Here is a 13,603-nt window from a genome sequence, read left to right on the forward strand (position 1 = left end):
GGTTCGGTTAAAAGCGTTTTACTCTTTGTTGTGAGAAGATTTGCTTAGATGGCTAAGCAAATCTTCTCACGCCGCGTTTAAAACGCTTTTATCTCGAACAAAAATGAAACAGCAAAGTTCAACACCCCTAGTATTCTTAATCACGAACCGGACGCGTTTTATTTTTCCACCCCTGATAAACACCAAAGGTTTTCATTGATGCTTCAACATCAAACTTGTCAATTAACGCTTCAACTTGTTGTTGGTTTTGTTTTTGCCAAGGGATGTGCTGAGTATTCGCAAAACCTAGTACCATTGCTGCCATGATAGTGGCATTGTGTTTTAACTGTACTTGATCAACTTTATCAAAGGTATCTGATTCTGCATGGTAATTTGATGCGTAGTTCGAGTCTTGTTGATTGGCGACTAAATTTGCGACACCATTGACCATAAAGTCATAATTATCGGTACCTACCACGGGGACATTGACTTGTTCAAAGGGGCCCAATGTTTGAACTGGCGCTAATATTTTATTGAGCAGTGGAATAACCTCAGCTCGGCCATTAGTAAAGAAGCCGGTAATTTTACCCGTTCCTATATCTATGGTTGAAGTAATAACATGTTTATCAAGTTCGTTTAAATGTTGTTTTGTATATGCCCACGAACCAAATAAGCCTTGCTCTTCACCATTAAATAGCGCGAACCTGATTGTGCGTTTAGGTTTGATATTCAATTTAGCTATTTGACGCGCGATATCAATTACTAAGACAACATTAGAGCCATTGTCTAACGCACCTGTTCCCATATCGAAAGAATCGATGTGGGCACCAATTAATACAATTTCATCTGCATGGGTTGAACCGGGTATTTCTGCGATGACATTCGCTGTTTGATAGGCGTCATCATTGGAGATATTCAGCTGAGCATTGAAGTTGAGAGTATGGTTATTGGCAAGCAAACGTTTAATTTTTAGTGCTTTTTCACGCTCGATAACAATAATAGGCAGTTTATTGTCGGCACCCGTACTGGGTAAATGTCGATATAATAAGTTTTTGGCGCGAGATGACATATAGATGATCCCTGTCGCCTGAGCATCTAATGCTTGTCGTTCAATTTCGGCAAAGTCGATATATTCTTGAAAGAGTCCATGAATGCCTGCCTTATCGTCAAGAATTGCAGTCTCCACGAGTAACCATTTATTTTTTAATTTTTCTGGTGCAGCAAAAGCTGATGGCTGTGCTCGACCTAGATCGACGATTTCTGCATTAAGCCCACTTTCAGCTGTCGTATAAGTAAAAGGCATAGTGGCTATTTGCATGGTAAATTCAATACCTTGACCCGTTACTTTACCTTTGGCTTGATGCTCAATCCATGCTCTTGGCATTTGGAAATATTCTTTATTTGCAGTGACTTTCGCTTGTTTAAATTTAGATAGCGCCCAATCGACAGAGTGGTTATTTGCTTCACTACCTGTAAGTCGCCCACCAATTTCATCTGTTAATTGTTGAAGATCATTAATTAATGGTGTATTACTTTGCATTGTGCTAATTAATCTTTGTATATCATTAGCATAGCTAGGTGTTGAAACGAGAGCAGACAATAAAATGACGCGAAAAAATTTCATGTTATATCCTTATTGTTTATTGCCATGATTACTAATTGACCAATTTGAGTCAAGGTGATTTCAAAAACACTGCACAGCAGTCATTGTCAAAAATGGTGATTATTGTTAATGAAATCAGTAAATTTTTGGCTAAGAAGGCAATTGTTGCATACACTTATTTGAGTTAATGAATACAACAACGAAAAGCATCTAGGGTAATGCTTTTTATAAAACGATTATTAGCAGGTATGTTAGAAGTAACATTAACAACTTGTGTCAATATCTTTACATGAAAAGGTTTTGTAACAAATTGGATTCACTTAATTTATTTTCTTTATGAAATCTATTGAGTAGTCTAAATAAGTCTGCCGTGAATTTAATTGTGTAAATACTAGGGAATATTTACAGCAATCATTAAGTTCAATAAATGGAATGTAGGCAGAATAATTATAATAAATATGAGGAATAAAACATGGTTAAACCATCTCCGCTTGCGAAAGCAATTAAGTTTGCTATAGCAGCTAGTGTATCAGCTTCATTTATTTCATTACCTGTATTCGCTGAAGAGGCGAGTGCAGAGGAAGAAGTAGAACGTATTGCCGTTACTGGTTCACGTATCAAGAAAGCCGAATTTTCGAATGCCGCGCCTATTCATGTCATTAAAGCGGATGACGCGTTAAAAGCAGGCATTCGTACCGTTAGCGAACTGCTACAAAACACATCTATGGCAAATGGCCAACAGTTCGATGCGACATTTAACTCTAACTCTGGTAACTCAAATGCATCTGAGCCACCGCCAAGTGGTGGTGTAGGCTCGTCTAATGTTGGCTTACGAGGCTTAGGTCCTGAACGTACCTTAATTTTAATTAATGGTCGCCGATTAGGTGCATCAGGGGTACGTGGTGCGCCTTCACAACCTGATTTAAGCTTATTACCAGTGAACATGGTAGAACGTGTTGAAGTGATCACCGAGGGTGCGTCGTCAATTTATGGTGCCGATGCGGTAGCCGGTGTTATAAACGTTATCTTAAAAGAAAGCTTTGATGGCTTTGAAGTATCTGGTGCTCTATCTGATACTGCTGAAGGTGGCGGTGAAGAAACCGATTTTTCATTTATTACTGGCTTTGAGGGTGATAAAGCGAAATTTGCTTTATCTGGTTCCTTCTATAGCCGTGAGCGAGTTGCGGTAGGTGACAGAACAGATTGTATACGCAAGATTTGGCAAAAAGAGGATGGAGACAGAGTCTCTGTATGTTCGAGTCGTTTCTGGGATAACTCTATTTTAGAGCTGAGCGGACGTTATGATAATCCGAATGGCTTTGCTATGTTTTATAACCCTGGTCAAATTGATAGTTTAGGCGTGATGGATTACACCTCGTCAACAGGTATTCCGGTACCAACGGATCCTAATATTGCAATTACGGGTGATGGCCAATTAAACCGTCGTGTATACAATGATATGTATCATGATGGTAAAGATCGTATGAATGCTGATTTAATTCAGCCTGTTACACGCTTTACACTTGCAGCTAATGGTTCATATTTACCTGATTGGTGGGGGGGAGATGAAGAAATTTTTTATGAAGCTTATTACTTCCATCGTCACTTAACGTCATTAGCATCAACTGAGCAAATTTTCCCCACTATTCCAGGGATGATCCCGCATGAAGACGAAAACGGCAATATTGTAGTTAATGATGATGGTTCTCCTCATTTAGTACAGAACCCGCTAAGCCCATTTGATGTTGAAGTGTCCAATATTGTGACACTAGAAGATTTACCTCAGCGACGTGAAGTAGAGCTTAATCATTTTAGATTCGTCACGGGCTTACGTGGTGACTTTACTGGTGGCTTCTTAGAAGATGGTGGTTGGTCATATGAAATGTTTGCTTCTTATGATCGTGGTATCGGTAAACAGCATCAACCTATTATGAACGAAACTAACTTGGCATTAACGCTAGGGACACTTCGTTTAGATGTTGACGGTAACCCAATCTGTGGTGTTAATGCACCTGCAGGGATTGGTTTTATTACGCCACAAGAATGTGTGCCAGTTAATTTCTTTGCACCGTCAATTTTCACTGGTGGTGAATACGGTGGTGGTACCTTTGCTACGCAAGCAGAAAAAGATTTCTTAATTGGTACTCGAATGAATAGCACCACGGTTGAACAGTTAATGGCTTCCGCATTTATGACGGGTGATTTATTTGATTTTGAAAATGGTGGCGTTACTACCGCAGCCTTTGGTATGGAATTTAGACGTGATCGTATCCAATCAGAAGCTGATACTTTAGGTGCGAATGGGCTAGTTGCCGCTGAAAACCCGTTGAGTGAAGGTGCGACCATGGGTGATCGTGATGTTACCGATGTCTTTGGTGAGATTTCAATGCCAATTGCTGTCGATCAAGATTGGGCGAGTTTATTCGAAGTTGAAGCTGCACTTCGTTATACCGATGAATCTAACTTCGGTAGTGAGTTAACGAAACGTGCTCGTGTCACTTATAAACCAACTGATTCGTTATTATTCACTACATCGTATGGTACTTCGTTCCGCGCGCCTAATTTACGTGAGCAGTTCTTAGCCAGTCAATTTGGTGGCGTAAGTGGTAGTGCAGATCCTTGTTCGGTACCTGGTTCTTTAACAACAGATGGTCAGTATGATCCGTCAAAAGAAGACCGCTCACAAACTATCTTGGATAACTGTACTGCTCAAGGTGCTGACTATACCCAAATTGGTTTAAGTGGCGTACCAACCATTCCAACGGTTTCTCAAGGTAATGCGCGTGAATTAAAACCTGAAACATCAGAAAATATTACTGCGTCATTTAAGTGGACACCGGTATTCGATGATGATTATGAATTTGATTTTGGTGTGACGTACTGGAGCTTAGAAGTTGAAAACACCATTCAAACAATCAGTGGCTCAACCATGCTTAAGCGTTGTTTTGATTCACCAAACTTTAGCAGCCCGTTCTGTTCACGTATTGAACGTAACCGTAACTCTGCTGATGCTCGTTTGAATTTCCCAAGCTTAGTCGATATATCGTTTATTAACATTGGTGAGGAAACTTCAAAAGGTGTTGATATTAACACGCACTTTTCAACAGGGTTAGGTGATGTATTTGGTATGCCTGTCCATATGGTATGGATCAACCAATATACTTTACAAACAGAGCGTGAGCTAACTATCTTTAAGGGTGAAGAAGCTGAAGATATGTTAGAAGATTTTGGTACACCTGAGCATCGTTTAGTATCGACCTTTAACTTTGTTAGTGGCGATTGGAACTGGATGTTAATGGCAAATTACTTCTCAGGTACTCATGCTGCTGATGATGTTGAAGATAATGCCCGTTGTAATGAGTTCCAAACGAATGAAGACTTAGTGGGTAAGCCGCAAACTGTGCCAGTATGTTCGGCAGATTCAGCGATATATATGGATACTTCGTTAACTTATAACGCTGATAACTTTGCAGTGACTTTCGGTATCTCTAATTTATTTGATAAAGCCCCAGATATGGTAGACATTTCTGCTGGTTCTAACCGTGGAAATATGGTGACTTCATCAGGTTATGATTTATTCGGTCGTAGTTACTTCTTAAATGCATCTTATCGTTTTTAAACGTTAATATTTAAGTGTGTTGAAAAGCTAGTTGCTTAGGCAACTGGCTTTTTTTTATGCTAAAGGGAGCAAAATATCGGTGATGGCTGAAGATTCTGCAACTTGTGGATACATTGCTATCCGTTGTAGTACGCAGGGGAAGTCTCTTAATTCATAGCCGCTGTAAGGTAGCCATTGTCCGTATAGTTTTTCTAAGCTAGCTCCCAGTAACTGGTCTGAGCCAATATGGCGAAATTTAGCATATTTTCCCGCAGGAATAGATTGATTGATGATGCCATAGTCATTCTTTGGAATATCGTTAGTTGTTTGCGCACAGATATCAAAACGATACTCATCTTCAGCTACGGTATTAGGATCATGGTAAATCAAGTTAAAGGTTGCCGATTGGCTCGGTGGAGTATGATGGTTCATCCGCCAAGTGATAAAGTGCTTTACGCTTTGCATTACTTTACTTGGGCTACCGTGATGTTGATAAACAGCGAGTTTAATTTGTGGTAGTTCAATGATTGACACTTCAAGTTCGTTGTCTGCCATGTGATATTCCCTCATTTTTGTGAGTAATTGTGGGGTGGATAGCAAGTCATCAATGACTGATGTATCAACAGCTTGCTTTCTAAACGCTCTCGGACTTTGCGCGACAAGATGTTTAAATGCCCGTGAAAATGATTCACTGTTGGCAAAACCTGCTTGATAAGCAATCTCTCCAATACTCAGCTGAGGGTGAAAGACTAATTGATTGGCTGCACGTTTAAGCTTTAATTGTTGGCTATATTGTTTCGGGCTTAAGCCAAAATACGCACTAAACTGGCGTTGAAAGTGAAATTTTGAACAATGGGCGGCAGTGCTTAATTGCGCAAGTGAAAGGTTATGCTCAATATTTTCATCGAGTAGTTGGATCACCTTGAACATGCGTTTTTGATACAAAGTCATAACTTTTTTAGTTAATTGATGAATGTGCTTACTATAAAAGTATTAATAATGAATTACCTGACATTTGTTGCGCAATTTGGTGTGATTGTGATTAAAAAAAGCTAAACAATGTTTAGCTTTTTTGGGTTTGAAACGTTCAATCGTTAGCTATTGATTAACGTTTGTGTGCTAAAAATTTAAACATGGTTTTCGCAATGTCGGTATTGTCAATCTTGCCTGAGAATTGCTGATGACCTGCACCAAAACTATAAACAGGAACATCAACAGCCGTATGGCCGCCACCCGTCCAGCCAGTATTAGTTTTTGCATCGATAAGCTTATTTAGTGCTTGATAGATAGCTTTTTCTACAATTGGTTTAGCTTGAGACTGTTGTTGTTCTTTGCTCATTGATAAGTAGGCATTAAGCTTTTCTTGAGCATTTTTCTTGGCAGCAACGATCTTGTCAGCCTCCTGTGCTGAAATGCTGATATTGGCCATGTGCTTACTTAATGACTCTGCGGTGATTTGATTCATGCTGAAATATTCAGCGATAGTTTGAGTCGATTGTGTCATTTCTCTTAATAATTGTGGACGCCATTCATAGAGGCCATTTGCACCAATTGTTAAGCCACCCGTACTATGATCTGCGGTTAAAACAACTAGAGTGTCTGGAGATTGTTTAACATACGACTCTAAATATTCAATGGTTGCAGCAAGATCGGCAACTTCTGCCATCGCGCTATTAATGTCATTACTGTGGCCCGCCCAATCTACTTGACTGGCTTCAATTAGCATAAAGTAGCCTTGCTCGTTTTCTAATTGCTTAATCGCAGCTTTGGTCATAGTGGATAAGCGGTTTTTATCGCTGTCATCGATTGCCCAAGGCAAACCTTTATCAGCAAATAAGCCAATAATAGGCTGGTTAGCGGGTAGGGAAGACAGCTGTTGATAATTATCGAGATAATAAAAACCTTGTTGTTGAAACTCTTTAACCAAGTTTCTGTTTTCTCGTATGAAATATTGCCAGCCACCACCTAAGTAAACGTCAGCCTTGATGCCATTGTCAAAATAGCTGTCAGCAATTTCATTATAATTTCGACGACTGACATTGTGTGATAAGTAAGCAGCGGGTGTTGCATGATTAATTTGTGAGGTCACCACAACCCCGGTTTTCTTATCAAGGGATTTTGCGCGTTCTAAAACCGTTTCTACCGGCTTTTTGTTTACATCGACACTGATTGCCCCATTATAAGTTTTTACTCCACTCGCTAATGCGCTCGCTGCAGCAGCCGAATCAGTTACATAGCCGGAAACATGGGCAGGATATGTGCTGGCAGCGCCCACTAAATGGCGATCAAATACGGTTTGTTCAATATTTAGCGTGCTAGGATCATCTGCAAAATAGCGATATGCCGTGGTGTAAGCAGGGCCCATACCATCAGCCACTATCATGATGATGTTTTTGGGAGTATTCTCTGTGGCTGTGTCAGCTGAAACTCGTTGTTCTGAGGTCGTTTGGCATGCAGCTAACAATGTACATGACAACAAAATGCAAAGCTTTTTCATTAAGTTATATCCAGTAGTAAATTTATTCTGTGAAGGCTAAATCGACCCACACTAAACGGTGATCAGATGATGCTTGTCTGTCTTTAATCAAACGATATTGCTCTGAATCTTCAGTAGGCCAATATACACCAGATTTAATGATATTAAAGCCGAATTTTGATGGCAGTACGTAATCGGCACGCATCCCCCAATATGCAGTATGGTGCTTAGCAAGAGGATTGTCTTTTTTGTGTTGCTTGGCTCCAAGACTCTGAGGTTGAGCATCTTGTACGTTTGGATGAGAAAGCAACGACTGTATGGCTTGTCGTTTCGCATCGCCTTCAGTGGCTGACGCATTTTGATCACCTAAGATAACAAACCGCTGATTTGAAGCTAAACCACCGACATTTTGCTGATCATCGTAAATGTAGTTGCTTAATTTTGGCGTAATGTAATCGTGCCAAAATCTGATTTCATCGTGGTTCCGGTTACCGTTTCTATCTTCTGGGCCGTCAAATACTGGAGGAGTAGGGTGGCTAGCAAGCACGTGCACGCGAGTGTTATTGACGATCACTGGGATATCCCAATGTGACTTTGAGGATAATCGCAGTTCTTGCCAAGCTTGCTCATTGTACCAGGGTTGATTAGTACTCGGATCCACAGGGCGGAGTGCATTAGGCATATCATGCCACTTAAACTGCTGAAACGTACGTATCGCATTGCTGTCTATCGGGTATTTGGAGAATAACACCATAGCGAAATGACCAGGAAAATAACCAAAACCGTGACTATCATTGGGGAGGGTAATTTTGCCATCACCATTTAAATCGACCGTAGTTTTCACGCCTGTATTGACCGGTGCGCGGTAAAAGTAAGGGTAGTTAATCGCTTTTTGTCCGTTTTGCGCTTTATTAAGGTATTGCTCGATAAATGTAGTCACTGTTTGATTGTTATTGCCTGGCTTGACCTGTTCGGCAAAATCAAATTCATTCAATAGAATAATATCAGGATCAATACGCTGGATAATTTCAGCAATATTTTTTATTTGTTGATGATTGGTGTTAAGTGCTTGCGAAAGTTCATTACCGCTAACGTTTTGTTTGCGCTTATTGGATTTATCCTGCGGGGAATAATTTAACGCCTCCATACTAACGTTAAAGGTTGCCACTCGCAGAGTTTGCTTGGTAGGACTTGCTATAAGTTGATTCGAATTCATCAATAACGTTAAAAACAGTAGTTTAATAAAAGTAGTATGCTTCATTATTCGTCTATTGCTAGCCCACGTAAAATAAAATCAGTTAAGAATTGAATGACATGCTCGGCATCTTCTTCTTCGTAATCTGCTCGGTTCATAATGGTGAGAATTTGTGTTTCAAAATCAGCATAATGTTGTGTTGAAGACCAAATTAAAAAGATCAAGCTTACTGGATCAACGTTAGCCATGCGTCCTTCATTAATCCACTGCTGGAATACTTTCGCTTTTTCACGCACCCATTGACGTAGGTATGTGCGAGCAAATTCTTTTAAATGTTGCGCGCCTTGGATAATTTCCATGGCATAGATTTTAGAGGACTTTGGATGATCAAACGACATTCGTACTTTTGACGTGACAAACTTTTCTATTGCGCGTTTAGGACCATCTTCATAAATAATATCACCTATGCCTTGATCCCACATATCTAATGTTTGTTCGAGTACTGCATGATAAATGTTTTCTTTGTTCTTAAAGTAATACAGTACGTTGGCTTTGGGTAAACCGGCAATGTCGGCGATTGATTGTACTGTCGCACCTTTATAACCATGGGTGATGAACTCATCTAGCGCGGCATCAAGTATTTTCTCTTGACTTTTAACTCGTATTTTTCCTTGTTTTTTATCTGTCATAGGATTCTTTGTTGTTAGTTGAAGTTATATAGGTAAGTGTCTCTTTTTATCAAGATACTCAGATAAAGTCACGATATAGCTTAAAACTACCTGTGCATTTGGTCAGGTAATAGAGTTAAATATTAGCAGAGCTTAATGTTTATTTTCAATGATAAACCATTATTTTAGTAAGTTTTCTAGTAGTATTTTGCTAAATACAATGTTTTTTTTAACGGTTTATGTTGGATGCCTACGCGAATGCAGAGTATTAGCTGTTTTTACTAGTAGTTTTTTGGTGGTTACTGTCTAGTTGAATATTTGGTTGTTTTTGTGTAGTTTGTAACTCGTTGTTATTTAATTGTTATTTGCTTATTTTGTTTCTGGTTGACCATTTGGTTATATTAAATCGTTATTTTTCTGTTATCTGATATTAAATAATATTATATGTAAGTTGCTTATTTGTTATTCATGTTATTTTAGCTAGAATGGTTGCTTTAAGTTTTTGTTATTTAAGGTTATATTTTATTTTGTTGGTTGTGTGTGTTTTATAAAGATGAAATGCGTAAACTTGTATTTTTGATTGAAATCCAATAGTGTAATAAAAATGTAAAAATTGTTTGGTTTAATACAATCAAATTACACTGATAAAAACGAATAATAAAAACTGACTAAGATAAATTTTATTGAAAGTTACATTAAAAAATATACAAACATATACCAAGGGAAACTACTTAACATGAAAACCCAACGCCTCTCTCGTATTTCAGGTGCAGTGATACTTGCGCTTGGATTAACTACTTCTTCTATGGCGACAGAAACGTCATCTGCCATTAGAGGTAAAATTATTGGTCCTCAAGGAAATGCCGCTAGTAACGTAGTGATTAAGGTGGTTCATGAACCAACTGGCACAATCAGTACATTTACTACTAATGACAGTGGTGTTTTTGTTGCAAAAGGGTTGCGTGTCGGTGGTCCTTACAAAGTATTAGTTGATTCTGATATTCATAATGATGCCGAACTTGAAAATATCTTTTTATCGTTAGGTGATACTTATCGTTTAAATGCTCAACTTGAAGCACAAGATATTGAAACAATTCAAGTAACTGGTACACGCTTCTTGCAAGATGTCGGTGGTTCAAGCAGTGTTTTCAATGCAGATACCATTGGAAATACGCCAAGTTTTAATCGTGATATTAAAGATATCGCTCGTTTAAACCCATTGGCTAGCATCAATGGCGGTGGCGAGTTAACCATTGCGGGTGGTAACCCTAGAACCAATAGCCTCACCGTCGACGGTATTGGCCAGAATGATGATTTTGGTTTGAATTTCGGTGGCTATCCTACCGAACAACCGCCAGTAGCGTTAGATGCGATTGAGCAAATTTCTGTTGATGTTTCTCCTTTTTCAGCGAAAAAAGGCAACTTTGGTGGCGGTACTATTAATGCTGTGACTAAATCAGGTACCAACGAAGTTAAGTTCTCAGGTTACTATGAAACGTCAACGCCAAGTATGGCCGGTGATGTGAAAAATATTTCACAAGTATTTGAAAATGGTCGGGCTGTACTTGATGAAAATGGTCATCGTACATTTGAAGTAAAAGAAGTAGCACCTATAGTCACTGAAAACAGATTTGGCTTAAGTGTTGGCGGACCAATTATTGAAGATAAGTTGTTCTACTTTGTTAACTATGCTTCATGGTCAAAAGAATTAGAGATGGATTACGGCTTCGCTGGTAGTGGTGCAACTCATGAATATACCAGTGCCTCAGAAGAAGGTTTCCAACAGTTCCTTGATATTTTAGACAACACTTACGGATTTCAAGATTCTCTAGGTGGTGATCCAAAAGATACCAATGAAACATTATTAGCCAAGTTAAGTTGGAATATTAACAACGATCATCGTTTAGATTTTACTTATCAATGGCAAGATGACCAAGATGAGCGAAATTTTGGTACGGGTGGTTCAACCGTCATGTTAAATTCGGCTCGCTATACTTATGTAACGAAATTTAATAACTTCTCTTCAAAACTATATTCTGATTGGTCAAGCGATTTTACCACTGAACTAGGCATCAGTTACAAAGATGTTAGCTCAGAAAGTGATACTAATTCTGATTTTGGTAGTGTGAAAGTGGAAGAGTTTTTCCGTGGTCCAGCATACCAATTTGGTACGGATATTTATCGTCATGCTAACAGTTCTGAAACAGAGAACTTCACTTTATCATTAGATGCTACCTACTTACTTGATGAGCATGAAATCAATTTCGGTGCACAATATGAGCGTTTACGTTTGTATAACTTATTTGCTGAAAACTCGTTAGGTTCATGGGAGTTTGATAACTTCTGGGGCTTTGAAAACCGTGAGGTTGGTAACTTCCGAGGTCGTTACGATTTTACTTACGGTAACGCCTATACAAATAATTCAGATGATACTGCTTATGATGCTGTACGTAGCCAAATATCAGTGTATGTAGAAGATAAGTTTTACCTAACTGATGATATTGAAGTTGTTGCAGGTGTTCGTTATGAGCGTTTATCGTCTGATGACAAACCTGTATTAAACCAAGCGTTTGTTGACACTTATGATTTCTCGAACCAAGAAAACTTAGATGGTTTAGATATCATTTTACCGCGTGTTAATTTAACTTGGTTTGCTGCTGAAGATTTAATTGTCAGAGCCGGTATTGGCCGTTTCCAAGGTGGCATTCCAAATGTTTGGTATAATAACCCGTTCCAAAAAGATGGTATTACACTGGTTTCTGCCCCTAGCCAAGTGATCAATGATTACTATGCAAATAACCCAGCAGATATCACTTCTATTCCTCAAGAAATTCAAAATTCGTTAACTCAAGGTGCTGGTAGCACAAACTATACGGATCCAAACTTTGAACTTCCTTCTAGCTGGCGTGCTCAAGTAGGCTTTGACTATACCTTAGATATTCCATATTTAGGCGAAGGCTTTAAATGGCAGTCTGAATTGATGTATCACAAAAAAGAAAATGAAGCGGTTTGGCAAAATACTTCATTGCGTCCAGTGGGTGTAGCCGCAGATGGTGAACGTGTGATTAATGAAAGCATCTACAGTGGTGACCTTTCAGATAACTTCGATATCATGATGACCAATGCGAAAAAAGATGGTCGTTCGGTTATCTTCTCAACGGCATTAGCTAAAGAGTGGGATAATGGTATTAGCATGACCATGAGTTATGCCCATCAAGATGTCACTGAAAACCATGTGGGTTCATCTTCTCGTGCACAGAGTAACTACAAGCACAATATCATCAAAAACCGTAATGAAGAACTTGTTGCTCGTGGTCATTATGAAGTTGAGCATAGTTTAAAGTTAACCCTAGGTTATGAAACAGAGTTTTTTGAAGGCTATCAAACACGCTTTAATATGTATTTTGAACGTCGTTCTGGTCGTCCATATAGCACAGTGATGGGTATGTACCGAGATGATGACTTAGGTGATACTTATGATTTTGAAAGTAACTCTGCTTACTTAGCTTATATCCCATCTGGGGCTGATGATCCTAATGTAAACTGGGATGAATCAGATTTATCTTGGCAGGAGCTCAGCGTATTACTTGATCAAGCGGGCATTTCACCAAGTGGCAGTATTATCAACCGTAATACAGGGACACAACCTTGGGTGACTAAGATGGACATTAGTATTAAACAAGAAATCCCTGGTTTCGTTGATGGTCATAAAGGGCAAATTTTCTTTATGGTCGACAATTTTGCTAACTTGTTAAATGATGACTGGGGTATTGAGAAGCGATTAAATTATCCAAATCAGGCGATTTATGATTTTGGTGGTTTAGATTCAGAAGGTCGTTACATTATCGACCCAAGATTTAATGGTGCAGATACACGTAATTACAATGGTATCACATCATCATCATCTTCTTGGCAAGCTAAAATTGGCATTAACTATAAATTTTAATGTTAATCACTTCTAGTTAAAGCCGAGCTATTGCTCGGCTTTTTTTATGGCTAAATTTGATGGCTGTCAAACACCTAACATGAAAAGTTAACTAAGATTTAATATACAAATTCTATTAGATATACTATAGTTGACCAA

At 38.8% G+C, this 13,603-nt stretch carries 7 protein-coding genes; 2 read left to right on the forward strand and 5 right to left on the reverse strand.

Features of this window, described 5'->3' with window-relative positions; translation table 11 throughout:
- Positions 1 to 136: 136 nt before the first annotated feature.
- Entirely contained in the window at positions 137 to 1,603 is a 1,467-nt protein-coding gene (locus IV514_RS16320; protein WP_206486387.1) for a M28 family peptidase, read from the reverse strand.
- Positions 1,604 to 2,054: 451 nt separating this feature from the next.
- Between IV514_RS16320 and IV514_RS16325 the strand changes: the two genes are divergently transcribed.
- A complete protein-coding gene (locus IV514_RS16325; RefSeq protein WP_206486388.1) occupies positions 2,055 to 5,201 on the forward strand; it encodes a TonB-dependent receptor in 3,147 nt (1,048 codons plus the stop codon).
- Positions 5,202 to 5,255: 54 nt separating this feature from the next.
- Here IV514_RS16325 and IV514_RS16330 read toward each other — a convergent pair whose 3' ends face one another.
- The 4 genes from IV514_RS16330 to IV514_RS16345 form a co-directional block, all read right to left on the reverse strand.
- Complete coding sequence (locus IV514_RS16330) at positions 5,256 to 6,131, reverse strand: AraC family transcriptional regulator (RefSeq protein ID WP_206486389.1); 876 nt, start codon at positions 6,129 to 6,131, stop codon at positions 5,256 to 5,258.
- 154 nt (positions 6,132 to 6,285) lie between these two features.
- Positions 6,286 to 7,677 (reverse strand): alkaline phosphatase, encoded by a 1,392-nt coding sequence (locus tag IV514_RS16335; RefSeq protein ID WP_206486390.1) that lies wholly within the window; start codon positions 7,675 to 7,677, stop codon positions 6,286 to 6,288.
- Positions 7,678 to 7,699: 22 nt separating this feature from the next.
- Positions 7,700 to 8,917 carry an endonuclease/exonuclease/phosphatase family protein gene (locus tag IV514_RS16340; protein WP_206486391.1) on the reverse strand — a complete coding sequence of 406 codons (1,218 nt, stop codon included), beginning with the start codon at positions 8,915 to 8,917 and terminating at the stop codon, positions 7,700 to 7,702.
- A complete protein-coding gene (locus tag IV514_RS16345; protein WP_206486392.1) occupies positions 8,917 to 9,540 on the reverse strand; it encodes a TetR/AcrR family transcriptional regulator in 624 nt (207 codons plus the stop codon). The genes IV514_RS16340 and IV514_RS16345 overlap by 1 nt, the downstream gene beginning before the upstream one ends.
- Before the next feature lie 715 nt (positions 9,541 to 10,255).
- On the opposite strand from IV514_RS16345, the gene IV514_RS16350 reads away from it, so the two are divergent.
- Positions 10,256 to 13,465 carry a TonB-dependent receptor gene (locus IV514_RS16350; protein ID WP_206486393.1) on the forward strand — a complete coding sequence of 1,070 codons (3,210 nt, stop codon included), beginning with the start codon at positions 10,256 to 10,258 and terminating at the stop codon, positions 13,463 to 13,465.
- Positions 13,466 to 13,603 lie beyond the last annotated feature (138 nt).

The organism is Thalassotalea sp. G2M2-11 (genome assembly GCF_017168195.1).
Classification (GTDB): domain Bacteria; phylum Pseudomonadota; class Gammaproteobacteria; order Enterobacterales; family Alteromonadaceae; genus Thalassotalea_E.